Annotated in this window: 24 protein-coding genes; 15 read left to right on the top strand and 9 right to left on the bottom strand. The window is 50.2% G+C overall.

Features of this window, described 5'->3' with window-relative positions; translation table 11 throughout:
- Positions 1-147: 147 nt before the first annotated feature.
- From FBQ85_00270 to FBQ85_00230, 9 genes are all read left to right on the top strand, one after another.
- Positions 148-759, top strand: a complete 612-nt coding sequence (locus FBQ85_00270) for a hypothetical protein (GenBank protein MDL1873597.1) — start codon at positions 148-150, stop codon at positions 757-759.
- Between the two features lie 192 nt (positions 760-951).
- On the top strand, positions 952-1800 hold the full coding sequence (locus FBQ85_00265; protein MDL1873596.1) for a hypothetical protein: 849 nt from the start codon (positions 952-954) through the stop codon (positions 1798-1800).
- 1012 nt (positions 1801-2812) lie between these two features.
- Positions 2813-3229 (top strand): hypothetical protein, encoded by a 417-nt coding sequence (locus tag FBQ85_00260; protein ID MDL1873595.1) that lies wholly within the window; start codon positions 2813-2815, stop codon positions 3227-3229.
- 7 nt (positions 3230-3236) lie between these two features.
- Positions 3237-3755, top strand: coding sequence for a hypothetical protein (locus FBQ85_00255; protein ID MDL1873594.1), 519 nt, complete (start codon positions 3237-3239; stop codon positions 3753-3755).
- A 13-nt stretch (positions 3756-3768) separates the two neighbouring features.
- The gene (locus FBQ85_00250; protein MDL1873593.1) at positions 3769-5391 is read left to right on the top strand and encodes a hypothetical protein; all 1623 of its coding nucleotides are present in this window, start codon (positions 3769-3771) and stop codon (positions 5389-5391) included.
- The gene (locus FBQ85_00245; protein MDL1873592.1) at positions 5392-8109 is read left to right on the top strand and encodes a hypothetical protein; all 2718 of its coding nucleotides are present in this window, start codon (positions 5392-5394) and stop codon (positions 8107-8109) included.
- 19 nt (positions 8110-8128) lie between these two features.
- Positions 8129-9877, top strand: a complete 1749-nt coding sequence (locus FBQ85_00240) for a hypothetical protein (protein MDL1873591.1) — start codon at positions 8129-8131, stop codon at positions 9875-9877.
- Between the two features lie 69 nt (positions 9878-9946).
- Positions 9947-10477 (top strand): GNAT family N-acetyltransferase, encoded by a 531-nt coding sequence (locus FBQ85_00235; GenBank protein ID MDL1873590.1) that lies wholly within the window; start codon positions 9947-9949, stop codon positions 10475-10477.
- Between the two features lie 63 nt (positions 10478-10540).
- Positions 10541-11104 carry a hypothetical protein gene (locus tag FBQ85_00230; protein ID MDL1873589.1) on the top strand — a complete coding sequence of 188 codons (564 nt, stop codon included), beginning with the start codon at positions 10541-10543 and terminating at the stop codon, positions 11102-11104.
- Here FBQ85_00230 and FBQ85_00225 read toward each other — a convergent pair.
- The 7 genes from FBQ85_00225 to FBQ85_00195 form a co-directional block, all read right to left on the bottom strand.
- A complete protein-coding gene (locus FBQ85_00225) occupies positions 11094-11606 on the bottom strand; it encodes a hypothetical protein (protein MDL1873588.1) in 513 nt (170 codons plus the stop codon). The genes FBQ85_00230 and FBQ85_00225 overlap by 11 nt on opposite strands.
- Before the next feature lie 626 nt (positions 11607-12232).
- Positions 12233-12811 carry a cytochrome c gene (locus FBQ85_00220; protein ID MDL1873587.1) on the bottom strand — a complete coding sequence of 193 codons (579 nt, stop codon included), beginning with the start codon at positions 12809-12811 and terminating at the stop codon, positions 12233-12235.
- A gap of 165 nt (positions 12812-12976) precedes the next feature.
- Positions 12977-13549: a hypothetical protein gene (locus FBQ85_00215; GenBank protein MDL1873586.1), complete on the bottom strand. Its 573-nt coding sequence runs from the start codon at positions 13547-13549 to the stop codon at positions 12977-12979.
- A gap of 290 nt (positions 13550-13839) precedes the next feature.
- Positions 13840-14901: a sulfate ABC transporter ATP-binding protein gene (locus FBQ85_00210; protein ID MDL1873585.1), complete on the bottom strand. Its 1062-nt coding sequence runs from the start codon at positions 14899-14901 to the stop codon at positions 13840-13842.
- Entirely contained in the window at positions 14898-15797 is a 900-nt protein-coding gene (gene cysW / locus FBQ85_00205) for a sulfate ABC transporter permease subunit CysW (protein ID MDL1873584.1), read from the bottom strand. Before cysW ends, FBQ85_00210 begins: the two co-directional genes overlap by 4 nt.
- 23 nt (positions 15798-15820) lie before the next feature.
- Positions 15821-16654 (bottom strand): sulfate ABC transporter permease subunit CysT, encoded by an 834-nt coding sequence (gene cysT, locus FBQ85_00200; GenBank protein ID MDL1873583.1) that lies wholly within the window; start codon positions 16652-16654, stop codon positions 15821-15823.
- 106 nt (positions 16655-16760) lie between these two features.
- Positions 16761-17777, bottom strand: a complete 1017-nt coding sequence (locus tag FBQ85_00195; GenBank protein ID MDL1873582.1) for a sulfate ABC transporter substrate-binding protein — start codon at positions 17775-17777, stop codon at positions 16761-16763.
- Between FBQ85_00195 and FBQ85_00190 the strand changes: the two genes are divergently transcribed.
- Entirely contained in the window at positions 17768-18046 is a 279-nt protein-coding gene (locus FBQ85_00190; protein MDL1873581.1) for a hypothetical protein, read from the top strand. The two genes, FBQ85_00195 and FBQ85_00190, sit on opposite strands and share 10 nt — an antisense overlap.
- Positions 18047-18139: 93 nt before the next feature.
- Here FBQ85_00190 and FBQ85_00185 read toward each other — a convergent pair whose 3' ends face one another.
- Together FBQ85_00185 and FBQ85_00180 are read right to left on the bottom strand one after the other, a co-directional pair.
- Entirely contained in the window at positions 18140-18601 is a 462-nt protein-coding gene (locus FBQ85_00185; protein ID MDL1873580.1) for an Rrf2 family transcriptional regulator, read from the bottom strand.
- A gap of 93 nt (positions 18602-18694) precedes the next feature.
- On the bottom strand, positions 18695-19339 hold the full coding sequence (locus FBQ85_00180) for a response regulator transcription factor (protein ID MDL1873579.1): 645 nt from the start codon (positions 19337-19339) through the stop codon (positions 18695-18697).
- 180 nt (positions 19340-19519) lie between these two features.
- Between FBQ85_00180 and FBQ85_00175 the strand changes: the two genes are divergently transcribed.
- Genes FBQ85_00175 through FBQ85_00155 form a run of 5 tightly spaced genes read left to right on the top strand, consistent with a single transcriptional unit; the run spans position 19520 to position 25460 of the window.
- Positions 19520-20896 (top strand): sigma-54-dependent Fis family transcriptional regulator, encoded by a 1377-nt coding sequence (locus FBQ85_00175; protein ID MDL1873578.1) that lies wholly within the window; start codon positions 19520-19522, stop codon positions 20894-20896.
- A 2-nt stretch (positions 20897-20898) separates the two neighbouring features.
- On the top strand, positions 20899-22251 hold the full coding sequence (locus FBQ85_00170) for a GHKL domain-containing protein (GenBank protein ID MDL1873577.1): 1353 nt from the start codon (positions 20899-20901) through the stop codon (positions 22249-22251).
- A gap of 5 nt (positions 22252-22256) precedes the next feature.
- Entirely contained in the window at positions 22257-23228 is a 972-nt protein-coding gene (locus tag FBQ85_00165; GenBank protein ID MDL1873576.1) for a glycosyltransferase, read from the top strand.
- On the top strand, positions 23228-24304 hold the full coding sequence (locus FBQ85_00160) for a glycosyltransferase family 4 protein (GenBank protein ID MDL1873575.1): 1077 nt from the start codon (positions 23228-23230) through the stop codon (positions 24302-24304). The genes FBQ85_00165 and FBQ85_00160 overlap by 1 nt, the downstream gene beginning before the upstream one ends.
- Positions 24297-25460, top strand: coding sequence for a glycosyltransferase family 4 protein (locus FBQ85_00155; protein ID MDL1873574.1), 1164 nt, complete (start codon positions 24297-24299; stop codon positions 25458-25460). The genes FBQ85_00160 and FBQ85_00155 overlap by 8 nt, the downstream gene beginning before the upstream one ends.
- Positions 25461-25467 lie beyond the last annotated feature (7 nt).

The following is a 25467-nucleotide window of genomic DNA, read 5'->3' as shown; positions in this document are numbered from 1 at the left end:
CCTTCCTGCTTATTTGCTCTAACTTCCACGTTCATCGTTACATAACCGCGAGCTTGTTGCGGAGGCTTTTCCTGGCACCATCTTTGACTTCCTTGTAACAAACAAATGATGTATAACTTTTATCATTCAACGAAATGGAGGACATCCATGAAATGCTTTACACTTTTCCTGATGTTGGCGCTGCTTGTCATGGTGGGTTGTTCCAACGAAAGCCCATTCGAGGCGCAGCCACAAAACGGTTCCCTTGAGAATGCCGCATCCCTGGAAAAGAAAGGGAAAAAACAGGTTTCAATCAAGGGAAGCTTTGAAACAACCTTTCAGTTCATTCCGCTTGTCTGTGTCGATGGCAGCGGCACACCGGTCGATTGCGGTACGGCGGGCGCCATACCCGTGGTCGTTTCGACGCCATTTGAAGGCGTTGGCAGGCTTTCGCAACTGGGCAAGAGCACGGTTTCCAGCGAACAAACTGTCGACTTCACCAAAACGCCGCCGGAGTTGACGGGCACGGATGTATTCACCATGTCCAAGAGAGACAAGCTGTATGCCACGCATAGCGGCATCAGCGGCGCTCCGGATGCACAAGGCAATGTCACATTTTCCGGCGAGTACGTCTTTACGGGTGGAACCGGCAAGTTCAAGGGCGCCAGCGGCAGCGCAGAGTTTACGGGAACGGCCAGCTTGGCAACGAACAAAGGCGAGTTCTCGCTGCGCGGAAAGATCAAGCTCAAAAAGCATGATCGCGATGATGACGACGATTAAAAACTGCGTTAGTGAATCGCGTGCCAGTTGCGTCAATGCTGCGCGTTGCCGGAACTGGCGCGGTTTTATACTCGAACAGATTGGATCAACGGCACAGATGAAATGAAATTCTTTTGCAGCTTCCTTTCAATTATACTGCTCACCAGTCCGGGCTTCTCTCCCGCTCAAGAAACGCCACAGCAAAGCACGCTCGTGGCCGGAACCAGAGTGAGCCTCACACCGCCGGCGGAGTTCACACTGTCTGCTCAGTTTCCGGGTTATCAGCAGGAATCAACCGGCGCTTCGATCATGGTCACTGAAATCCCCGGCCCTTTCGCGGAAGTGTCTGCCGGTTTTTCGGTGCCTGCCGAATTGGCGAAAAAGGGCATGACGCTTCAGACAAAGGAGGAAATTACCGTCGATGGCCGAACCGCTTTGTTGCTGCAAATCTGGCAAGTCGCTGCTGGGAAAGAGTTTCTCAAATGGATTTTGGCGTTTGGCAATGCAAATGAGACGGTGATGGTTATGGCCACCTTCCCGAAGCAGCACGAGAGTGATCGCTCCGAGAAGCTGCGCACCAGCCTGTTGACCGTCACCTGGGACAGTGAGAAATCCGTTTCCCCCACCGAAGGCTTGAGCTTCACGCTCAGCGAAAAAGGGGAGATGAAGCTGGCAAAACGCATGGCCAACATGCTCATCTACACCAAAGGCGGTATCATGCCGACTGAAGGCGAAGATGTTCCCCTCTTTATCATCGGCCAATCGATTTCAAAAGTCAATGTCGAAGACCCTGAAAGCCTGGCCAAGCTGAGCCTGCTGCAGAATGACTCCGTCGCCGATATCGAAATCGAACAACCGGTCAAAGTTTTGATTGATAGCCTGAGCGGCTATGAAATCATCGCGAAAGGGATGAGCGCAAAATCAAAACAGCCAACGGTAATCTATCAGATGATGTTGTTTGAAGATCAGAACTATTACATCATGTTGGGGATGGTGGGCAGTGAAAAGCGCGAGGCTTATCTTCAGGTGTTCAGGGAGATGGCGGGGTCGTTTCGGCGTTGAAAAGTTTCACTTTTCCCAACTTTTTCACTCTTCAATTGTAATTCAAACAACCGATGAGAGAGCAGAAGATGTGGCGCTGGTACGACAATGGTAAGAGGGCAATCAAGAATACTTCGGCGCTTTAAGGGATAGATCGCGTTTACTATTACACTTATCGTAACGTTTTCAGAAAGTTGTGGGAGTTACTTGGGCTTTTTTTGTCTATAGAACTGAAGGCAAGACGAACCGTGCTCGGTGTGTTGAAGTCCAAGCTTACACGTTGGCTATCTAAAGTTTGTTCGGACAGCCGAGTGGTCGTCCACCCAATTTTAAGATCATGAATGCCAAAATTTAAGGAGGTTTACCATGCCTTTCAACAAAAATCTGGAGTCAGTGGGAGGGCCGCCAGTAACGGTTCGAAACTTTGAGTTACTGCCTCTTTTGCAGGATCCTATGAACCCTAATATTTATCGGCACCCTAATAGTGACGTTTGGGTGACTTTGCAGCCTCACCCATTAGTAGGTGGTTACGTGATGTACGGGAGTGATAGAAGTATGACTGTGCAACTGACGTATGCTGACTTTCCCGAAGGCCAGTGGCTTCAAGCAACTACGCGGGACGGCCATCGCCTGCCTTTGGCCCTGCGCCGCGTAGGGCTTCGCATGTTCGGAGAGTGGCTGGAATAGGAGGTTAATTGTCGCTAGATTCAATACAACTTTATTGCATCATTCTTTCATACGATATCCAGCGGATATGACCAGGCGTAAGCCGGAATTCGACAAAACAAACAAAATAGCAATTGCTTACAAGCAAAACGGAACTTGAATCTATTAAACGTTTGCGGAGGAAATATGTTTAGTGTCATTGTATACTTGATGGTTGCGATAGGTGCGATTTGTTGCTTTTGGCTTTATTTTAACATTGAAAACAAATACTGGGGGCGGTTTTGGATGTTTTTAAGCGGATTTAACTTCGGTATTCTTGTAGCAGATTTATTATCAAAGTAGATAATTACATTTTATCGGAGGAAATATGTCTAATGACGATTCAAAAAGCATTATAGCTGCCATCGCAAACTTGTTGGGCTATAATTTTCATATCAACAAGCGAATGATATGGCTTTACTTTTTTTTGGCTGGTTTTGGGATAGCCATAGGTGTGAGCGCAGCACTAAATTCTCGTCGGCCGTTTGAATTGCAGCACTTGCAAGATTATCAACCATTTATCACAAAAGATATTACGCTAATGTTTACTCAGGATGACCCTTCGCTAGGCGGTGGTATGGTATACTGGTGGGAGGGGGAGGATGTATATATGCGTAGAGTATTTGTATTAAGTGATTTTCCAGAAAGCCAATGGATCCAAGCAGATACAAAGGATGGTCGTCTCCTACCTTTACTTCTGCGTCGCGAAGGAAAGCGCATTTTCGCAAAGTGGTTGACCTTTTAGGTGAATCATGACTAAAAAAAATGAAAATATCTCTATCGCTATATGCAGCAAGTGCCAGCACCAGCGAATGCGCCCCAAGGCGCAACTCTTCAGCCAATCTGACTTACAAGCACCTGGTGTGCTGAAATCGAAACTTGAGTGGGAGCAGCAAGATCAGGAGCGTCGCCAAATTGAGATGCAGCGATTGGATGCTGGCCAACCGTTTAATTATGAGCCTTATCATTACGCCTGGTGCGCGGCTTACACGCCATACGACGCACAATTGCAAGACGTGATCGCCAATGCGCTCAAGGATGGGGAGCCGGAACATGTACGCCAATTAGCAAAGGAAAGCGTCAAGCGTGGACAAGAACTTATTCGACGCGCTAAAGCTGATGACACGGCTGCGCTAGATGAACTCGCGGAGAGCGGTCGTGCGACGATGAATCCCGTTACCGGTGAAATCATGCAAATTTACGCGCTATGCGCGCGCATGAATCCGACAGGTCAGTGCCCGCTTTTCGAGCCCAAGAGTGCTCCCAAATAAAGGAGATAAATACATGAGTGATACACAGATCGACAAAAAGATTAAAGTCAAAGGCAGTATTCACGTCGGCCAGGAAATGGAACTGGTGCAGGCAGCAGAACGCCCATCCGCAAAAGCATCATTTTTTGATGTTGGGCGTCCGCAAGGAATGCCTACTGTCGATTACTCTCAGCGCCTCTCGCGTCCTGGCGAGTTGCCGATGCAACGGCTCGTGCATTCCCTCACAAATATTAACGAAAACATTTGGATAAAAAATGATGGGCTCTGCGCTTCTTATGGCATCTTTGGCGCTCCTGGCTCTGGTAAGACGCACCTGCTTCTTTACCTTCTGCGGCAGATTCTCGCTCTAAATAAAGACAACCAAGACCTAAAATATGGTGGCCTCATCCTCGATCCCAAGGCGGCACTCATTGATGACGTGCGCGAGATAGTTAAAATGGCAGGGCGCGAAGACGATCTGGTTGTCCTAAACACTGACGAACTCATACAGCGCAAAGAAGCCGAGAATGTCATCAACTCTGCTCTAGATCCGTACGAACTCGGGAATCAGTTGGTTCTTGCCGCCCAAAGCGCCGGGGTTAGCACTTCCGATCCTTACTGGCTGCTGGCATGGGGCAACCTTTTCGGGGCTGCTTGCTCACTGCTGAGTTTGGGTCATGAAGTCGTTACCCTGAAACAATTATTGGATGCTCTTCTCATAGTAGAGTTAGATAATACACTAACCTCGGATAAACCGGAACGACGCATCCAACATATCGCGCGCCGGCAGCGAAAGAATCTTGAAAATCTGTCATCAGAGGATGAACGTTACGATGCCGAGCGAGCTATTAACCAGATTGAGAATTTCTTTCGCCAAGAAAATGAAAACATTGCCACCATCGAAGCCATCATCACGCGTGCATATAGTGCGTTCCAACGGTCGCGCTACAGTTGCTATTCACTCGTGCAGAGCAAGGAACTCGCCAAAAGGAGATCAAATTTCTATGATCGAATCATAGACGAGGGCAAGATTGTCCTTGTCAGCTTGTCGCCCTCCGAACCAGCGCTAGCGAAGACGCTCTGCACTCTAATCAAGTGTCTATTTCAGCGTTCTGTATTGAGTAGGCTTGAACGAGTTCGCGCACGCAAACTCAAAAACTTTAAGCGGCCCCTTATCATCGCTTGCGACGAATATAGCCAGGTAGCATCAGAATTGCCTGGTCAGCCAATGGGAGATGGAGATTTTTTCTCGCAGTCACGACAGAATGGTTGTATGGGGTTGCTCGCCACCCAATCGGTTAATGTACTTCAGGCATCTTCTCTTAAGGAAGCCTGGCGATCTGTGTTTAGCAATTTTGGCGGCAAGATTTTCATGCGGTTGGTGGATAATGAAACTGCCGAGGAAGCAACCAAGCTTGCCGGGGAAAGCGATTGGTATCTCACGTCGCAGGGGACATCGCGCAGTAAAGATGGTTTGGGTTCCAGCACCCAAAAGGAGCTAAGGGAACGAAAGTCTCTGCCCACCTCGGTATTGACCCAGTTGTTCCAGAAAGGCGATGCAGTGGTGCTTGGTTCGCTCGACGGCTCCACGGGGAAGTCATTCACTCAGTTCGTTCATGTACCAGGGGAGTTTAATCCGCCCCAATCGGAGGAATAGATGTCCGACCATAAACGCCAACATAAAGGGGATCAGAATCAGACGACTGATGCCTCGAAAACTGCAGGAAAGCAAGCGAACCGTGAAGCTGGTGCGCTCCACAAACGCGATCAAAGCCGGGAACTTGCCCAACTACTTGACAAGGTTGACGAAAGGAAACAGCGCACCCTCGACTTTCACGCGAAGGAAAAACAGACGCTAAAGGAGCAGCATGATCGCCAGCGCCAGGAGCTGGCGAAAGTTCAGGCAGATGAGCGACCACAGGCTGCTGCAACACGTGAGATAGATCGCAAAACAGAGAAGGAAACACTCAATCGCTTTCAGGAGACCCAGCGTGAACAGCTCACACAGCGTCAGCAACTAGAACAAAGTGTTTTGCAGAAGCAAGCTAAAGCTGTAGCTGATCTCCAGGCCAGACAGCAGGATGAAATTTCTAAGCTGCAACAGGGTGCAAATCTGGCCAGTCCTCGTGCCGATCGTACGCTGGATAATGATCGCCAACAGCTTGAGACACGACAGCAACAGGAGCGAGAGCAATTGGATAAACAGATCCAAGTACAGCTTCAGGCACTACAGGATTATCGCGAGCAATTGCAAGTGCAGATGGATAAAGATCAAGGAAGAATGCAAAATGCACTTTATGAAGAACGGCCCAACGCTGAGCATCAAGAGGCGTTGAAGGAAGTGTTGGCCAATCAAGAGTTGGAAAACGAGAAGCTCGAAAATAATATCAAAGCACAATTAACACAACTTGACCAATTGCGATCAATTCAATCACTTAATGAACCACAGAATGTGCAGGAGGGGTCAGAGAAAGAAGCAATAAATACATTGGACCGAACCACCCGATATTCCCCTGATCCGATAAAAGAGACGTCGAAAACAGAACAACAAGAAGCAGGGCGCGAAGTCGATGCGCGCCAAATCCGCGATCAAAGCCGTGAACTTGCCCAGATGCGAGACAAAATTGACGAGAAGCAACAGCACGCCGTCAAGTTTTATGCGGAAGAAATTGATGCGCAAAAAAAGCAGCATAATAACCATGGCCAGGATCTGACAAAAAAACATGCTGATGAGGCTGATGCAACTCGTGAGATGGATCGCGATGCGGAAAAGGAAACACTCCATCGCTTTCAGGAGACCCAGCGTGAACAACTCGCGCAACGTCAACAACTCGAGCAAAGTGTTTTTCAGGAACAGGCTAAAGCAGTTGCTGATCTTCAGGCCAGGCAGCAACAGGAAATATCTGAGTTGCAACAGCGTCCAGAGGCCGGTCGGGCGCTGGATAATGATCGCCAACAACTTGAGGCGCGGCAGCAACAAGAGCGAGAGCAACTGGATGGCCATATTCGGGCACAGCTTCAGGCACTTCAGGATCATCGCGAGCAATTGCAAACGCAGATGCAACAAGATCAAAAAGGATTAGAACGTACTCTGGCCGAAAAAAGCCAGGGCGTTGAGCACCAGGAGGCGCTAAGGGAAGTTCTGGCCAAGCAACAGTTGGAAAACATGAAGCTCGAGAATGAGGTAAAAACGCAACTAACCCGTCTCAACCACGCGAAAGAAGAACAGGCGTTAAACGAGAAACACACTCGCCAACAACAGAAATTAGAGAGAAACCATGCTGATAAGCGGCCAGAGGCTAATGTGGGGCGTGAGGCAGATCGCAAAGCAGAGAAAGAAACACTCAACCGCTTTCAAGAGACCCAGCGCGAACAGCTCGCGCAGCGTCAGCAACTTGAGCAAATTGTTTTCCAGGAGCAGGCTAAAGCAGTAGCTGACCTCCAAGCCAGGCAACAACAAGCAATGTCCGAGCTGCAACAGCAAGCAAATCAGGCCAGTCCTAAGGCTGAACGTACGCTGAATAAACAGCGTCGGCAACTGGAGGCAAGCCAACAACAGAAGCGAGAGCAACTGGACAGTTATTTCCGTGCACAACTTCAAACACTGAAGGATCATCGAGATCACGTACAGGCGCAGATAAATCGTGATCAATGGACGTTACAACAAGTTCTTTATGAAGAACGGCGAGGACCTGAGCATCAAGTTGCGCTGAATGAAGTGCTGACCAAGCAGGAGGTGGCGCGACGGGAACTTGATCAGGTGGTCAAGAGAGAGTTGGGTGAGCTTGAGCAACAGTACCAAAGGTTAAATGATCCGGCAAACAAAATGGCACAATTCAGTGATACTAAAGTATATAGCCAGCAACGTCGCGCGATCCGTTCGGATGAAGGCGTCCGACTCTCTGAACATGAGCATATCCGAGCCCGAATCAACCTGGTCCTGCAAACACTGGAGCCCGAAACACAAGAATCACCCATTAATCAGATCACCTACCGCAATATGGTCACATTGACTATTCCAAGGGACATGGCGGTTGAAAAAACAAAGCTGGACATGGAATTGAGGGATAAGCTGCGAGAATCTTTAAAGACAGGTGTAGTTTCAGAAGAATTGATCAGAGATATGGATATCCAAGCAGACATCGAAAGGACAATCCAGGCCAGAGATAAGATAATAGCGGACCGGTTAGCTGCCGGGCGCGCAGTGGACGATCTGAAAACTATTACCGACACAAGAATTATTGAAGCAGCGCATCTGCAGCAGAGCGAACTATTTGATGTCGGCAATGAACTGACTTCTTTGTTGCTTCGTGAAGTGAAAGACGAAGAAATTAGTCAATATATTGAAGAGGAATTTAAGCGGTTCATCTCATAAATAATTAAGGAGACATATCATGGGTATCTGCCAGCAATGTATTCATTTTCGCCGGATCAAGCCGGCAAGCCAGTTATTCGTTCAGGTAATCGGCACCACTGACGCCGCCATCTCCACCGCGCTGAACAAAATTGGTGAGGACGAGAGTCAGCAGAAAGGCTCCGAGGCACAGGTTAAAACAAAAAGAGAAAACGCTAACGACGAAGCTTGGGGTTTTCGTCCGGTTATGTCGGAGTTTTGTGGTCTTCGGGAGAAGGAGGAAATCTATCTAATTTGTGGAGTAAAGAATTTTGGCGGTCGCTGCACAGACTTCAAGGCCGGGAGTCCCCCAACGAATAGTTGTAAAACTTGTGTGCATCGCATCACGCCACAAGGTGTGGCAAGGGATCAAAAAATGGAGGAAGCTTACGGGAGTATGGCCAGACAAAGTAGCGCTACAGGGAGTTCAACCTCTACCTCAGACAATTTGCTCAACAAACATCGGGAAGGTGTTGCCTCTCGCAAAGCTTTTGAAATCTCTGGCGCATACAACGCGAAGGGCAGGCTTTTGACCAGGCCAAATTACTTGGACTATTGCGGCAAGCTCTCAGCGGATGAAGAGTATGTCATCTGTCTTATGCATAACCCGCATCACTCCTGCTCCGCTTGGGAACCCACAAGTGCCTCCTCGGCAGTGCGGGTACCCAGTTCTGCACCGTCCATTGCGACCGTCGCAGCCACGCCAGTTGTTACTCCTCAAAGCGAAAAATCCGATTTGCTATCTGAAAAGAATGCTGAAGATGTTGAAGACTTTGATAATGAAGAGGACCGTAAAGCTTTTATGGATTTCGTCTCGTTTGTAGAGGCAATCTTCAATGTAAAGCTTGCAGAAGACAAGCGAAATTTTCTGCGTCAGATGTTTTATGAGTCGTTAAATGATGAGCAAACTGTAGGGGCCATTCTTTTTCCCGTTGCACTCGTTCGGCAGCTAGGTGCGAAGTGGGGGAACGAGTCTCTAATCGATTACTGGCGTCAATTGATAATTTATGATCTTGAGGAGGTCTCTGCTAAAGCTGAAGGTGCCCATCTCAGGCCGATGTTTAACGCTGTGCAGCAAATACGTGAGAAGCTTGGGTTAGAACTACCGCGCAGACGCATTGATATGCGGGTGGATGATTATACTGCTGAACAGGCCGTGCTCCTTTTCAGAGGATTGGCGGAACTGCTGTATAGGAAAAAAATTTACAGTAACTTAAGTAGCGAATTTTACGAGATGCTCAGCGTGAAAGAGATTTCCTTACTTTTTGGTGTTATGTTCATAGAGATGGCATATGTTCAATTCGTTTGTCCACAGCTACCGGAATCAATAAATCCTATTTTTGTGCAGGCGAATGAACAGGGGTTTAATACTTATATCGAATTGGGGAGAGTATCTGGGTTTTGGGGTTCCGAGGAAGAGATGAAAAAAAAGCGGGATGATCGCCTTCGAACCCGTCCTGGGCTGCGTGAACCAGAACTACCGGTACAACAACCCCACGCGCAACCAACAGGAACACCCAACTCAGATTATAGCGGAGACGGTGACTTCCAGACCATACTTGAAGAAGATCGAAAAGAAATTGCAGAATTAGAAGCAATGGCGGCGAGTGATCCAGAGAGTTCGAAAGAAATTCGGCTTCTAATCCAGCAGAAGAAAATGCAAAACAAGGCGAACAACTTGAAGTTGATAAGTGACATGTTCAAGTCAAAAATGGAAGCCCTTAGCCACATATCAAGGAACATCAGATAGAAGACCTGATCGCTATGGGTCATCTGGAACTCAATCAAGGGCTGCGGATTAGTCTCTGAGAACCGCGAGTTGGCCGAGCAGTTTTTCACAGCTCAAAACAATTTTGCACTGATGTTCCTCATCCGTGACGCAACCCAATCAGACATAAGCGAATTAACCAAACTACGCAATGCCCCCACGCAACTTCAGCGCTATCTGCGCGAGGCCGATGGCGAGGGCATCCGGTTTCTGGTCTATGAACAGGATAACGAAATCCGTGCGTTTGCCATGCTGTTCTTGCGCCAGCCCTCACAAGGCTCGCCCAAGTCGCACATCCCGAAGATCAGTGATTTGTACGTGGCGCAGCGCTTTCGTTCCATGGGCATCGGAACAAGCATGATTGCGCGTATGGAAGAGCTGGCAGTCGCGTTTGGGCACAGTGTGATGCACGTTGGTGTTGATCCCGTCGATAATCCTCGCGCGTTGGCTTTGTACGAGCGCCTTGGTTATGTGCCCATTGATGAGCCGCATCAGAAGAAGGCGATCTTTTACGATGAAGCAGGCAACGCCACGGAAAGAAAGTATTGGAACGTAACTCTGAGGAAACAGCTTACACCGTGATGGGCAAGATGTAATCCCATAACCCAGGCAAGCTGGAACCAAAAAAAGAAGACCAGAGCCAGTATGTGTTACTTCCTCGAAATCGGTTTTCCGAAAGACCCCAATGTGGTGCGTTTCGTCCGGCGTTCTTTGAGGATGCTTGCGGTCATAAAGTGTACGAGCACACAATTGGCCGGAAAGCTGCCCGCGAATTATGCGGCATACCTCATCGGAATTCCTGAGGGCTGCTCTTGTTGCCTTGCCGGGCACTACTTCGAGCAGGATGACGATCAAGAACAGGAGTCTGCGCGCAAGGCAGCTAAGCTTGAAATGCACGTGCTCGAAAAGTATCGCAGGAAGGGTTGGCCAGACGAGAAGATCAAGCGCGCATTGACCGATAAAAGAAAAGCTGAAAACCGGCAGTCTGTAGAAGAGCTTTTTCCCGAAGACATAGAAGATCGCGTGGCGCAGGTGCTGCAAGAAACAATCAGAACCTCTGGTCTTCCAATCTACTTGTGTATTTATGAACTCGCTGGATCGGCTTCGACCAAAGCTCTGGCCAGGCCAGTGTTGACGAAAAAATCCGCTCACCTGCAAATTCATCCTGACTATTTGCCCAAGGGTGAAATCGTAAAAGCTATTCCTTGACAAAGCCGCGATCAAAGATTTCAAATTGTGATGCCGATTCTGAAGCGATCTCAAAATCGCCCTCCGGCGTTTCGATTGCAATTTTCGCAATGCGCGAGGCCGACAAGCCGGCGCCCGCAACCAGGTTGAACCCGGTGTTGGCTTCAACGGTGTTGAGATGAAACTTGGCAATGCCCAGAATCCCGGCCACGCTCATTTCGCCGCCCTTGATCTTAATGTCATCGGTGTCCTCGACCTCGTTCAACTTCAAAAAACCTTCACGATCAAGTCCAAACGCGCTGTATCCCAACTCCGGGCCCACCACGAGTTTCGGCGAAACACGCACATCAAGACCGATGCTGCCATTCGCACCCACGCTGAACGTATCCCGGAAGGTTTGATTGCTGAGCGGTGCGCTGGCGCCGCCGGCCGCATGAAAGGTGAGTTTCTTTTCTTGCGCCAAAGCCATCGAACTGCCTTGTACAATTGTGATCAGGGCTAAAACCAAAACTGTCTTCTTCATGTGTTCTCCTTCTGATTGAGTAGTTGAGTTGTGATGATACAATTTAATTCACTTACCAATGTCGCCGTTTCCCGCGTGCTGCATAAGATTCCTGTTTTGCGAGGTGATGACGTGTTCATATGAGCCAATACTCGGGCTGAATCTTGCATTGCCAATCAGGATGTTTTTTGTGATCGTTGATACGGCAACTCGATTTGAGAGTTGTTAGAACAAATGAACTATTTTGCTACATAAATCAGAGCCGCATCACAACGGGGCTAATTGAAGCATCGACTAAAACAGTCGGCTCCGGCAGCTTATGCGTGGAAACATGCCCAGCGCCTTGAGTCCGAAAGTCTGAACACGTTGTGCTTTTGCCTGTTCAAGTGGAAACGACAACGGTTCATGTGCGAGACGAGTGATTGAATTTTCGTTTATACGGCTCAAGTGAGCGCCGCAATCGCCACAAAATTGATAGTTGCCGGGATATTCAAACATGCAGTGTGGGCAGTGCATAACAATTTCCTAAGCATGAGCCTGAAAGTTCAAAACAAAACGATTAGATCATGCAAAATTCATTCTGATGCCGAGATTTTCGATTCAGGCGACGAGATGCGTCATTACCCATGAAAATGAAATATTCGATATTACTCTGCCGTTATTTCTTGTCCAGGAGGTATCGGCAGCGGCACTTGATTTTTCACGGGCGGAATCGAGCGCAAATAAGCCCAGATTGCTGATAAATCTTCGTCTGTCAAGTTGCGGTATGCCGGCCACGGCATGGGCGGCAAGATATCGCGCGCATTGGCATAGCCTTGATGTTTACCCGTGCGAATCGCGCTGATGAACGTCTCTTCTTTCCATTCACCGATGCCGGTTGAAGTGTCGGGCGTGAGATTCGCCGTGAAACTGACGCCCCAGGGACCGGCCCACGCCGTGTTGGTCGGATTGACTAGCGCTATCGCATTGCGCTGAAAATCAGCCGGGCTCCACATGGGGTAGAGAGCATGTTCGGGATGGCCAGACAACAAACGCGTACTATCCGGTTTGGGGCCGTTTGCTCCCATTTTCCAGGGCGTGTGGCAGTCGCCGCACCCCATCGTGGTAACAAGATAATTGCCCCGTTCGATCAAGCCCGTCTCGTTGTGACTTGCTAATTTTTCTGCATAGGCAATGAAGACCATCGCTACAATTCCAAAGATCGTGGTCAAGATGAGTCTTTGCAAGGTATCCTCCTGTTCTGCAATTGTTTTGAATTTTGTGTGGCTTAAAAAGATGCTACTTACCTGGCGTTGAGGCAAACTTAATCGAAACGTCCGTTCGGCAAAATAGAACGAATGGACTAATTTGAGATCGAGCGATTGACATATTCCAACGGCGCGCCGGCGAGGCTATTTGCGATGGAATGCCGAAGGATTGCTTTCAGGATAGCGCAACCACAGGGTTTCGTTTCCCCACTCATCTTCTCCGAGTTTCGCAATAATCGTTTCGGTCACGAGTTGATCGTTCTTGAGGTAGTTGTTTTCGGCAACACAATTGTCACTGCTTTTTATCCTCCCGTACGTCGGGTAGAGTGTAATCGTCGAATCCTTGAACGTTATTGTTCCGGAATTGTAGGCAAAAAATGTCATGGTACAATTGTACAAAGACGATTGCAACAACACGCCTTTCTCATAATAACCCTCTGCCGACAGCTTCAAGAAAATGCCAGTGCCAGAGGGCGAGCCAAATTGCCCGGTAGCGCGATCGTAAAAATTGACATCCGAAACTGTTCCGCTATACCATGCGCCGACCAGCGCAGTGGGTACTGGCGTGCGCGGTGTGTCCGGGCCATTGTTGTCATCCGGGTCAACCGCCGTAGGATTCTTTCTGCATCCGCTTGCAAGAAGCGCAAACATTAAACACATGGTCAGCACGATGATCGCTGGGCGCCGGTGCAACGTAGAAAGTCTGTATGCACTCATGTTCGTTCTCCGCTTTTCAATTTAATTCTTAGGGTGAAGGAAATTCTGTGCTTTTGGCATCACCCAATTTTCACGCGACTCTTACGGCGCCTTTCTCAAGCGGTTGCCGGTGGCTGACTAAATTAGAACAAAGGGACTATGGAAATAACTGGCAGGGAGGGGATAAATGTGCAAAATAGAACAAATGAGTGAGGCTGAGAAAACAAGAGGCGTTATCGTCCAGGCGAAACAACAAAATTAGATATAGATTTGAAGTTTGAGCGTGCCGAGATTTAAGGCCGGTCAATCCACTAGTTTCCGTGTGCCGGCGCGTTCTTTTCTTTTGGCGTAACAAAAACTTCCAGCTCGCGACGTAATCCCAGTATGCGGTACCGTTCTTGTGAGATCTCCACATGCACGGGATCGCCCCATTCGGTAGTCAATTCGATTTTGACTTGCGGGCCGGCGGCATTGATGTGCATGATGCGCGCGCGAAAATGATTTTGGTGGCGGGGATGAGGTTCAATGTCGAGGAGATGCGGTCTCACATATACCGTCGCGCTTTCTGTATCTTGTTTGGTGCCGGCAGGCAGCTCCATTGCCATGCCGCCAACATAGATTTTATCGTCTTCGATGCGGCCGCGAAACAGATTGACATTGCCGAGAAAATTATACACAAACGGCGTAGCCGGATGATTGTAGACTTCTTCGGGCGCGCCGATCTGTTCGATTTGGCCGGCATTCATGACCACCACGCGATCGGCGACTTCGAGGGCTTCTTCTTGATCATGCGTGACAAACACGCTGGTGATGTGTATCTCATCGTGCAAACGGCGCAACCAGCGCCGCAACTCCTGGCGCACTTTTGCATCGAGCGCGCCGAAGGGTTCGTCGAGCAGAAGCACGCGCGGCTCCACGGCCAAAGCCCGCGCCAACGCAACCCGTTGGCGCTGACCGCCGGAGAGCAGGGACGGGTAGCGCGTGGCCATGTCCTCGAGTTTCACCAGCTTGAGCAATGTTTGTACTTTTGTATTGATTTCTTCGCGTGAAGGACGTGTTTGATGCGGGCGCACACGCAAGCCGAATGCGATGTTCTCAAATACCGTCATATGGCGGAACAGCGCATAGTGCTGGAATACAAACCCGACCTTGCGCGCGCGCACGTTTTGATTGATTGCTTCTTCACCATCGAATCGAATGGAACCGCTATCGGGAAATTCCAATCCGGCAAGAATGCGCAACAGCGTAGTTTTCCCGCAACCCGAAGGCCCAAGCAAGGCTAACAATTCCCCTGAGCTTACTTCCAGATGTATGTTTCTCAGCGCAGTGAATGCGCCAAATTTTTTCGTGAGATTTTGAACGTCGATCCTCATGCAGCAGGCTTCTCCGTAATTGTGCGTTCCGCAGTTTTTGACTGTTGTTTGGTTTTCCACTCCACCGCGCTTTTCGCGAGCAAGGTCGCTAAGGCGAGCAGCGTGAGCAGAGAGGCCATGGCAAAGGCGGCGGCAGAATTGTATTCATTGTACAAAATTTCCACATGCAGAGTCATGGTATTCGTCAAGCCGCGAATATGTCCGGATACTACTGACACGGCGCCGAACTCTCCCATGGCGCGGGCGGTACACAGAATCACGCCGTATAACAGGCCCCATTTCACATTCGGGAGCGTGACCCGCCAGAATGTTTGCCAGCCGCCCGCGCCCAGCGACAGCGCGGCCTCCTCTTCTTCAACGCCTTGTGCTTGCATCAATGGGATCAATTCACGCGCGACGAAAGGAAAGGTGACGAAGACAGTTGCCAGCGCAATGCCCGGTGTGGCAAAAATAATATTTATGTTGTGGTCATTCAGCCACGTCCCCAACCAGCCGTGCAATCCGAAAATCAAAACATAAATCAATCCGGACACAACAGGAGACACGGAAAACGGCAAATCGATGAGAGTGATCAAAATGTTTTTGCCGGCAAAATCAAATTTGGCGATGGCCCAGGCCGCCGCAACGCCGAAGATTAGATTCAGCGGCACGGCAATCAGCGTGGTCAAAAGCGTAAGGCCAATCGCGGCCAGGGCATCGGGTTCACGGATGGCTGAAAAATATCCTGCAATGCCTTGCTCGAAAGCAGAAATGAAGACGACGGCGAGCGGTACGATGATAAACAGAAACAGAAAGCCCAAAGCCGTTGCAATCAGAATTCTGCGCACGATTGCCGGTTCGGTTCTGACCTGCGCATGATTGCCGCGATCCCTGAGTTCGAATGAGCCCTCGTTCATATGCACGTCCTTGTCACTGATGATCACCGGCGCTGAAAGCGGCTGTTCCAGCCTTGCAGCAGGTTGATGATAAGCAGCAGCACGAAGGAAATCACCAGCATGACAACCGCCAGGGCGGTGGCTCCGGCATAGTCATACTGTTCCAGTTTGGTGATGATCAACAACGGCGTAATCTCCGTTCGCATCGGCATATTGCCAGCGATGAAAATCACCGAACCGTATTCACCCACGGCGCGCGCGAACGCCATGGCAAAGCCGGTAATTAATGCCGGCCAGAGCGCGGGCAAAATCACGCGTGTGAGAGTTTGCCCGCGCTGCGCGCCGAGAATCGCGGCTGCTTCCTCGACTTCCGGCTCAATATCTTCCAAAACCGGTTGCACGGTACGCACGACAAACGGCAAGCCGATGAAGGTGAGCACCAAAATTATTCCCAGTGGTGTGAAGGCAATTTTTAAACCCAGCGGTTCGAGATACTGGCCAATCCAGCCCTTACTCGAATACACGGCGGTGAATGCAATGCCGGCGACTGCCGTCGGTAATGCAAAAGGCAGATCAACGAGCGCATCGATGAGCCGTTTTCCAGGAAACTGATAACGCACCAACACCCAGGCGACCACCAGGCCGAATACGGCATTGATAAACGCGGCAACAAAAGCAGCGCCAAACGTGAGGCGATAGGAGGCCAGTGCACGGGGCGCTGTGACGGTCTCCCAAAACTGCGCCCAGGTCAAAGTTGCCGTTTTTAGAAACGTTCCCGCCAATGGGATGAGTACGATCAGACTCAGGTACAGCAGCGCATAGCCCAACGATAAACCAAAACCGGGGAGAACACTGCGCTGTTTAAGCGTGAAAGCCATATTGTGTTCCTAAAAACCGGAGTTCTGAAGTATTGGAGAATTGTACCCAAGGCTGTTTCAGCCTCATTGATTCTGCGATGAGGCAAACTCTGCTGCACAGACTTTTCTATTTGCCGGATAAGTAGATTTGATCGAAGATTCCGCCATCGGCAAAATGGATTTTTTGCGCTTTTTGCCAGCCGCCAAAAACCTCAGCGATTGTAAAAAGTTCAATCGGCGGGAATTGTGCGGCATATTTTGCGGCAACCATCGGGGAATGGGGACGATAGAAATTTTTGGCTGCGATTTCTTGCCCTTCTTCAGAATACAAATATTCCAGATAGGCTTGTGCGACCACACGCGTTTTGCGTTTATCAACAACTTTATCAACGAGTGAAACCGTGGGTTCAGCGAGAATACTGAGTGAGGGCGCAATAATTTCAAATTTGTCGGGGATTAGTTTTTTAATCAAAAGCAGTTCATTTTCCCAGTTGATCAGCACGTCGCCGATCCCGCGTTCGACGAAAGTCGTGGTAGCACCGCGCGCGCCGGAATCGAGCACCGGCACATTCTTGTAAAGTTTGCCGATGAATTCCTGCGCTTTGCGCTGATCGCCGCTGTTTAGTTTGAGCGCATAACCCCACGCCGCAAGATAGTTCCAGCGCGCCACGCCCGAGGTTTTGGGATTGGGTGTGATCACGGCAACGCCGGGCTTGATCAAATCTTCCCAATTGTTGATGTGTTTGGGATTGCCTTTATGCACGAGAAATGCCAGAGTCGAAGTGTAGGGTGCGCTGTTGTGGGGCAATCTTTTTTGCCAATCTTGCGGCAGCAATTGTGAGCGCTCGGCAATGGCATCGATGTCATAGGCCAATGCCAGCGTTACAACGTCGGCTTGCAACCCCTCAATGACGGCGCGTGCCTGTTTGCTCGAACCGCCGTGAGATTGCCGGATGGTGGCGAGCTCGCCGGTTTTTTCTTTCCAATACTTTGCAAAGGCGGCGTTGAAGTCTTGATAAAGCTCGCGCGTGGGATCGTAGGAAACGTTGAGCAGTGTTATTTTCTTTTGTGCCGTGACCGGGCGTGTCACGCCACCAGCAAGAAACATCAGCAGACAGAGAAGCACATGAATCCATGATCGCATACCGTTCTCCTTGCATTAACCGTCCAGGGTTTTTACTCATCAACTCTAATGGTGACATCTTCGAGCGTTTGCAGTCTTTTTTGATTTTCATCAATGCAATTTATCTGGCGCAGCCTTCAGCTTTTTCTGGCGCCATGTTCTCCTCGGTGCTTAATCTAGAGGACGCGTGCGTATTAGCCAATAATAGCAAAGAAATGATGGCGTGTGCTTTTGATGGCAGGGGAGTGCGCGAATGTGGTTTCCGGCTTTTGGGGGAACGCGGGAAATAACGTTGCCGAGCAAAGGAGCTTGTCGTCATGGGGGATCCTACTAAAGCAATTTATCCTATCAAATTAGTAGAGTAATACGAACAACACTAGAAGTTACAGTGTGCGGGACTTTCTCTTTTGGGCCTTGGCCGCTAGGCCTGCCGTACGCTTGGCGACATCGGCGAGGCTTGTGGTATCCAATATTTTAGCCGTGGCATCGCGCACCTGTTTCATCACAAGCCGAATGCCGCAGGTCTCTTCATCCTGGCATTCCTGGCATTTCATATAAGCCGTCTGGCTCACGCAGGGGAGGGGCGCCAGCGGGCCATCAAGAATTCTGATGACTTGTCCCAGCGTTATTGTTTTGGGAGACTTTCCCAGAAAATAGCCTCCCCCTTTGCCTTTTCTGCTTTGCAAAATGCCCTGGTTCCTGAGTTCGAGCAGGATAAGCTCCAAAAATTTTTTGGGTATCCCCTCGCGTTCCGCCAGGTCTGCAATGAGCACCGGGCCGCGGTCGTATTCTTCGGCAAGTTGCAGCAGGGCTTGCAGCGCATATTTTGCTTTTTTGGAGAGCACAGTAGTGTATAAAATTGATTTAGTCTATCAATTTGATAGGCTTATATACACAGCAGGTGGGGGAATGTCAAGGGGTTTTTTGAGAAGTCTGCTTTACTTCCGGGGCAGGAGCCGTTCTTGCAGCGCTTTAGCAACGGCTTGAGATTTTGAGTGAACGTGCAGTTTGTCGTAGATATTGCGCAGATGCGCGCGGATGGTATAGGGGCTGAGGAAGAGTTTTTCCGCGATCTGTTTGTGATCGGCGCCTTGCGTGAGCAAGTCGAGCACCTCCAGCTCGCGTTCGGTGAGGTTATAATCGGCCCGGGGAGGCGGCATGTGCCTTCTAAACAACTCCAAAACTTTGCGCGCAATCTTGGGCGACATGGGCGAAGAGCCGCCGAAGGCCTGTTCCACCGCCTCGAGCAATTCCGCGGGCATCACCGGTTTTGCGATATAGCCGCACGCACCGGCGCAAATAGCCTGGAAAACATTCTCGTCATCTTCGAACACTGATAGAATGATGATTTGCATATGCGGGTAGCGGCGCTTCAATTCCGCAGTTGCTGCAATGCCGGACATGCCCGGCAAGCCTATATCCATCAGGACAACGTCAGGCTTGCAGTCATCAACCTCGTCGAGCAGTCCCTCCGCATGAGGATACTCGCCGACGACTTTATAGCTCGGGGACGCGCGCAGAATGTACGACGTTCCGGCCAGCAGATTGGGGTTGTCTTCAACAACAGCTACGGTAATGGACATGTTTTTCGCCAGCGTTAATTTTCGTTTGCCTCTTATTTCCCACGCTACAATTTAGCGTTTTAGGCGACACGTGCAATAGATCATTTGGACTATCCCGTATGTAAATTTTGCTTTTGCTTTCTCATGCTATTGCTTAGATTCATGGGCATAAAAAATCAAATTAAACTTACGTTCTGCCCTATGCCGCAACATGTAGGAAAAATATTAGTCATCGACGATGACGAAGATGTCTTGACCGCCGCGCGCCTCTTTCTCAAACAGCATTTTGAGTTGGTACACACCGAGAAAAAACCGGAGCGCATGACGGAACTGTTGAAGAATACCAGCTATGACGTTATTCTGTTGGACATGAATTTTACCCGCGATGCGAGCAGCGGGGTGGAGGGCTTTCAATGGCTGGATCGCATTCTTGAGATTGAGCCCCAGGCTGTCGTTGTGCTCATCACCGCGTTCGGTGATGTCGATATGGCGGTGCGCGCGATCAAAGCCGGCGCTACGGATTTCGTGCTCAAACCCTGGCAAAACGAAAAACTGCTGGCGACGCTTTCTGCGGCCATGCGGTTGCGGCGTTCGCAAACACAGGTCGACGCCCTGAAAGCGCAACAAAAGCAGCTTAGCGCCGATCTCGACCAGCGCTTCCATGAGTTCGTTGGCGGGTGTGCGGCGATGCAGGAGGTTTTTGCCACGATTCAGAAAGTCGCAAAGACCGACGCCAATGTTTTGATTTTGGGTGAAAACGGGACCGGCAAAGAATTGGTAGCGCGTGAGTTGCATCGCCAGTCCTCGCGCGCTCAGGAAGTGTTCATCAGCGTGGATATGGGCGCTTTAAGTGAAACTTTGTTTGAAAGCGAATTGTTTGGCCATGTCAAAGGCGCATTTACGGATGCCAAAGAAGATCGCGCCGGCCGTTTCGAAGTTGCTCACGGCGGCACGCTTTTTTTGGATGAGATTGGCAACTTGTCCGTGCCGCTGCAGGCGAAACTGCTGGCTGCGCTGCAAAATCGCCAGGTCACGCGCCTGGGGTCGAATATCGCGCGCCCCCTTGATATTCGCTTGATTTGCGCGACCAACACGCCAATACATCAACTGGCAACCGAAAAAAAATTCCGTCAGGATTTGTTGTACCGCATCAATACTGTTGAAATTCACCTGCCGCCGCTACGCGAGCGCGGGGAAGACCTGCCGCTCTTGATCGATCATTTTCTAAAAATTTATGCGCGCAAGTATCAAAAACCGGCAAGAGGGCTGCATGCCGCGACGCTCAAGAAGCTGGAAAAGTATCCCTGGCCGGGAAACGTGCGTGAATTGCAGCACGCGATCGAACGCGCGGTCATCATGAGTGACGCTTCCCTCTTGCAACCCTCGGATTTCTTCTTAACCGCGGCGGACGCAAAAGAAGAAAGTTTGATATTCGAAAATTATAATTTGGAAGAAGTCGAAAAAGCGGTGATCCGCAAAGCCATCAGCAAGCACGGAGGGAACATCAGTCATGCGGCAAAGGAGTTGGGATTGACGCGCATGTCGTTGTATCGCCGCATCGAAAAATACGGGTTGTGAGAATGATCTATAAACGATTTCGGCTGGTTTGTGCGGTGCGTGTGCTGCTGCTCAGCGCGACGATTGCCACGCTGTTCTACCTCACACTTCATACGAACCTGCTCGCAACGATTGTGATCGTTGCTGCGATTGCACTTTATCAAGTTTTTGCGTTAATGCACTATGTCGAAAAAACCAACCGGGATTTGACGCGGTTTTTGCAATCTATTCAGCATGCTGATTTCTCCCAGAGTTTTACCGGCAGCGGGCTGGGAAGTTCTTTCGACGATCTCAAGGCTGCCTTTACCCGCGTGACAGACGAGTTTCGCCGCGCACGCGCCGAGAAGGAGGAACATTTTCGCTATTTGCAAACCGTCGTGCAGCATGTGGGCATTGGCTTGCTGGCCTTCAAGCATGACGGCGCTGTGGATTTGATCAACAACGCTGCGAAACGCCTCTTAAAAGTGCCTTATCTAAAAAATATTGCCGGTCTGGAACCCATCAGCCCGGTGTTGGTGAGCGTGCTGCGGCAATTAAGAGCCGGAGAAAAAGCATTGGTCAAGATTGATGATGCTGAGGGTGTGGTCCAACTTGCGGTTTATGCCACGGAATTCAAAATGCGTGATGAAACCTTTACGCTGGTTTCATTGCAGAATATTCAAAGCGAGTTGGAAGAGAAGGAGATGGAAGCATGGCAGAATTTGATTCGCGTGCTCACGCATGAAATCATGAATTCGGTGACGCCCATTTCGTCGCTCGCCTCATCCGTCAAAGATCTCCTGCGCGCCCGTGAGGATCAAAATGGCGACCTCGTGGTCGATAGCGAAACGCTCGGCGATGTGCGCAGCGCCGTGCAGACAATCCAAAAGCGCAGCGAAGGTTTGCTAAACTTTGTGGATTCTTATCGCAACTTGACGCGCATTCCTAAGCCCAATTTTCAAGTATTCCCGGTCAAAAACTTGTTCAAACAAGTGCAGCAATTGATGTCGGCGAGCGTGCGCAATAACGGCATCGCCTTTCATGCGCGGATTGAACCGGTCAGCCTTGAATTAACCGCCGACCCCGAATTGATCGAACAGGTTCTGATCAATCTTTTGCTCAATGCCATGCAGGCCGTGCACGAACAGCGGAATGCTCGAATCGATTTGAATGCCCAGCTTGACGAACGCGGCCGGGTCGTCATTCAGGTGAAAGACAATGGCCCCGGGATTATTGCCGAGGCGCGCGAGAAAATTTTTATCCCCTTTTTTACAACCAAGAAAGGCGGTTCCGGCATCGGCCTGAGCCTCTCGCGCCAGATCATGCGGCTGCATCACGGCACCCTTGGCGTCAGTTCCGAGCCGAATGTTGCGACCGTGTTTACATTGAGGTTTTAAAATTCATGGCCGGGCAAACTGCGCAACCCACACCAGATTTGAGTATCATCATTGTGACGTACAATTCGCAAAATGACATTGTGAAATGCTTGCGATCGTTGCAGCAATTTTTCCTCTCTGTGCAGTGTGAGATCATTGTTTTTGACAACGCTTCAACCGACGATACCGTGACGCTTGTGGCACAGCAGTTTCCTGGGGTGCGCCTGTTTCGCCACCCGGCAAATGTCGGGTTTGGCCGTGCTAACAATCTGGCTGTCACAAACGCGCGCGGCCGTCATCTGCTTTTTTTGAATCCCGATACCTGGGTCGATAACGATCTCGCCGCAGCGCTGGTGTCCTATTTGGATGCGCATCCCGGCGCCGGAGGTTGTGCGCCGCGCGTGCTGAATCCGGATGGCACGCTGCAGCGCGGATCGGTACGCGCATTCCCCACGCTTGCGACCTTGCTCTACGAACAACTCGGCTGGTCGCGATTTTTCCCGCGCAGTTCTCGGTTCGGAAGTTACTTGATGACCTGGTGGGATCATAATGAGCAACGCGAAGTCGATCAACCTATGGGCGCCTGCCTTGCCGTGCGGCGCGAAGCCTTTGAAGCTGTTTCCGGTTTTGATGAAGATTATTTTATGTATTTCGAAGATGTCGAGTTGTGCCGTGCCCTGTATAATGCCGGATGGAAAATCGTATTTCTGCCTGAGGCACGGGTTTTTCATGTGGGCGGCCAAAGCACGAATCAAGTTGTGATGACAAACTTTCCGGAGTTTTACCGCAGCATGTATCGTTACTTTCGCCGCCATCACGGCTTTTTGAGAACGGTGATTGCCAAATTGCTTGTTACGGTAGGCGAGTTGGGGAAATTTGTTGCTTTGATTTTTTTGTTAATCACTGAAAAATTTCAAGAACGCCCGGTTTATTGGCGGAATCGGCGTGAGCAGCTTTTGAGCCATGGGCGAGTGCTTCTGCAGCATTGGTTTTATTGATGAAAATCATTTTTATTTCGCCATATCCTCGCGCGGGCGGCAGCAGCCGTTTTCGCATTTACCAATACGTGCCCTTTCTGCAAGCGAATGGCCATGAGGTTTTCGTTCATCCGTTTCTGAATGATGCCGGATACCAAACAATGTATCTGCCGGGCAGAATGGTGCAGAAAATTTTTGTCCTGTTGTCGGGAATGTGGCGAACGTTGCGCCTGTTGCCAAAAATCAAAAATTATGACGTGTGCATCGTGCATCGGGAAGTGGCGCTCGCCGGGCCCGGCGTGTTGGAATGGTTGGTGGCAAAATTCAGCCGAAATTTGGTTTATGATTTTGATGACGCCGTGTTTGAGCCGCATGTCAGCTCCGCCAACCGCGTCTTTGCCGTTTTGAAATCCACGCAAAAGATCCCGCATTTAATCTCGCGCTGCCACGCCGTGATTGCGGGGAATTCTTATCTTGAAGATTATGCCCGACAGTATTGCACCAAAACATTTCAACTGCCAACGCCTGTCGACGTCAAGCGTTTTGCGCCGCGATTACCAAAAACAAACATCTCAATCATCATTGGTTGGATCGGAAGCCATTCGACTTCGCCCTATCTTGCGATCGTTGCTGAGGCGCTCAAAAACCTGCAAACGGAATTTGGCCGCCACATCGGTATCGAAATCGTCGGCGCAGGCAACTTTCGGTTTGAAAAGCTCGAGGCAAATTACCGTACCTGGGTTTTGGAAAAAGAAGTTACCGATTTGCAAGGCTTTGATATCGGCATCATGCCGATGCCGGATAATCGCTGGACGCGCGGAAAATGCGGCTTCAAAGCATTGCAGTATATGAGCGTCGGTATTCCAGTCGTGTGTTCGCCGGTTGGCATGAATCGCGACATCGTTGCGCACGGCGAAAATGGATTCTGGGCAGAAACCTCCGCGGAATGGCAGCAAGCGCTACACATGTTGATCAGTGATGCGGAATTACGCAAACGAATGGGTGAAAAAGGACGCCGCCTGGTGGAAGAACGATTTTCGTTGGAACAATGCGCCGATCGCCTGAACCGGATATTGCTGGCGGTGACGCATGACTGAACGTCATAAGGTTCGTGTGCTGTATGTCATCACTCGCCTCATTGTCGGCGGTGCGCAAGAAACCGTCATGTTGTTGGCAGATGGTTTGGACAAAAAATGCTTTCAGGCTAGCGTTATCAGCGGGCCGCAAACCGGTGTGGAAGGCAGTTTGATTGATGACGTGCGCCGGCGCGGCATTCCATTGACGATTCTGCCGGACCTGGTGCGCGAACTTGATCTCATAAAAGATATTAAGGCCTTTTGGAAATTATATCGTTTTATGAAAGCCGGCGGTTACGACATCGTGCATACCAACAGCAGTAAAGCCGGAATTCTGGGCCGTTGGGCTGCGTGGCTGGCTGGCATTCCGGTGATCGTTCACACCGTTCATGGCTGGGGGCATCATGATTATCAGCAACCTTTGGTGCAGAGACTTTTTATCTGGCTTGAAAGAATAAGCGCGGCCATCACACAGCGGCTCATCGTGGTGTCAACGCGCAATATCGAAAAAGGCCTGGCCGATCGCATTGCGACAAAGGAAAAATACCTCACGATTCGCAGCGGCATTGAACTTGAAGATTTTATGCATCCTGCACGCGATCGTGCGAGCATGCGCGCGCTGTTTGATATTCCGTTAACCGCGCCGGTGGTTGGAACGGTGACACGTTTATCAGCACAGAAAGCGCCCACAGATTTTGCTGCCGCTGCCATTGAGATTGCACAAAGCGCGCCCGATACGCATTTCGTCATGGTGGGTGACGGGCCGCTGCGCGGCGAAGTGGAGGGGATGATCGCGCAAGCGGATTTGCAAAAACGGTTTCACCTCACCGGGCTGCGCCGCGATGTTGCGGATTTGCTGACGACTTTTGATATTTTCGTGCTCTCATCCTTGTGGGAAGGGCTGCCGCGCGTTCTGCCGCAAGCCATGGCTGCGGGCTTGCCGATCATTGCGAGCGCAGTCGATGGCAACGTTGAAGCCGTGCGCGCCAATGAAAACGGCATACTCGTGCCGCCGGGTGATCGTGCGGCATTGGCCCTAGCGATGTTGCAACTTCTGCAAGATCGCCGGCGTGCAACGGAAATGGGACAGGCCGGCCGAGCCCGCGTACAGGAATTTAGCGCACAAAAGATGGTCGAGGATCATGAACAACTCTATCACGAGTTGAGGCCGCGATGATCAGAAG

This window comes from Cytophagia bacterium CHB2 (genome assembly GCA_030263535.1).
In the GTDB taxonomy this organism is placed as follows: domain Bacteria; phylum Zhuqueibacterota; class Zhuqueibacteria; order Zhuqueibacterales; family Zhuqueibacteraceae; genus Coneutiohabitans.
Note: the sequence above shows the minus strand (reverse complement) of the source record. Positions and strands in the feature narration are given on the sequence as shown.

What these genes read in the sequence shown, in the direction of transcription:
- FBQ85_00270 (MDL1873597.1), top strand. Translation starts at nt 148, where the DNA reads ATGAAATGCTTTACACTTTTCCTGATGTTGGCGCTGCTTGTCATGGTG.
- FBQ85_00260 (MDL1873595.1), top strand. Translation starts at nt 2,813, where the DNA reads ATGTCTAATGACGATTCAAAAAGCATTATAGCTGCCATCGCAAACTTG.
- FBQ85_00255 (MDL1873594.1), top strand. Translation starts at nt 3,237, where the DNA reads ATGACTAAAAAAAATGAAAATATCTCTATCGCTATATGCAGCAAGTGC.
- FBQ85_00250 (MDL1873593.1), top strand. Translation starts at nt 3,769, where the DNA reads ATGAGTGATACACAGATCGACAAAAAGATTAAAGTCAAAGGCAGTATT.
- FBQ85_00245 (MDL1873592.1), top strand. Translation starts at nt 5,392, where the DNA reads ATGTCCGACCATAAACGCCAACATAAAGGGGATCAGAATCAGACGACT.
- FBQ85_00240 (MDL1873591.1), top strand. Translation starts at nt 8,129, where the DNA reads ATGGGTATCTGCCAGCAATGTATTCATTTTCGCCGGATCAAGCCGGCA.
- FBQ85_00230 (MDL1873589.1), top strand. Translation starts at nt 10,541, where the DNA reads ATGTGTTACTTCCTCGAAATCGGTTTTCCGAAAGACCCCAATGTGGTG.
- FBQ85_00225 (MDL1873588.1), bottom strand. Translation starts at nt 11,606, where the DNA reads ATGAAGAAGACAGTTTTGGTTTTAGCCCTGATCACAATTGTACAAGGC.
- FBQ85_00215 (MDL1873586.1), bottom strand. Translation starts at nt 13,549, where the DNA reads ATGAGTGCATACAGACTTTCTACGTTGCACCGGCGCCCAGCGATCATC.
- FBQ85_00210 (MDL1873585.1), bottom strand. Translation starts at nt 14,901, where the DNA reads ATGAGGATCGACGTTCAAAATCTCACGAAAAAATTTGGCGCATTCACT.
- cysW (MDL1873584.1), bottom strand. Translation starts at nt 15,797, where the DNA reads ATGAACGAGGGCTCATTCGAACTCAGGGATCGCGGCAATCATGCGCAG.
- cysT (MDL1873583.1), bottom strand. Translation starts at nt 16,654, where the DNA reads ATGGCTTTCACGCTTAAACAGCGCAGTGTTCTCCCCGGTTTTGGTTTA.
- FBQ85_00190 (MDL1873581.1), top strand. Translation starts at nt 17,768, where the DNA reads ATGATCGCATACCGTTCTCCTTGCATTAACCGTCCAGGGTTTTTACTC.
- FBQ85_00195 (MDL1873582.1), bottom strand. Translation starts at nt 17,777, where the DNA reads ATGCGATCATGGATTCATGTGCTTCTCTGTCTGCTGATGTTTCTTGCT.
- FBQ85_00180 (MDL1873579.1), bottom strand. Translation starts at nt 19,339, where the DNA reads ATGTCCATTACCGTAGCTGTTGTTGAAGACAACCCCAATCTGCTGGCC.
- FBQ85_00175 (MDL1873578.1), top strand. Translation starts at nt 19,520, where the DNA reads ATGCCGCAACATGTAGGAAAAATATTAGTCATCGACGATGACGAAGAT.
- FBQ85_00170 (MDL1873577.1), top strand. Translation starts at nt 20,899, where the DNA reads ATGATCTATAAACGATTTCGGCTGGTTTGTGCGGTGCGTGTGCTGCTG.
- FBQ85_00165 (MDL1873576.1), top strand. Translation starts at nt 22,257, where the DNA reads ATGGCCGGGCAAACTGCGCAACCCACACCAGATTTGAGTATCATCATT.
- FBQ85_00160 (MDL1873575.1), top strand. Translation starts at nt 23,228, where the DNA reads ATGAAAATCATTTTTATTTCGCCATATCCTCGCGCGGGCGGCAGCAGC.
- FBQ85_00155 (MDL1873574.1), top strand. Translation starts at nt 24,297, where the DNA reads ATGACTGAACGTCATAAGGTTCGTGTGCTGTATGTCATCACTCGCCTC.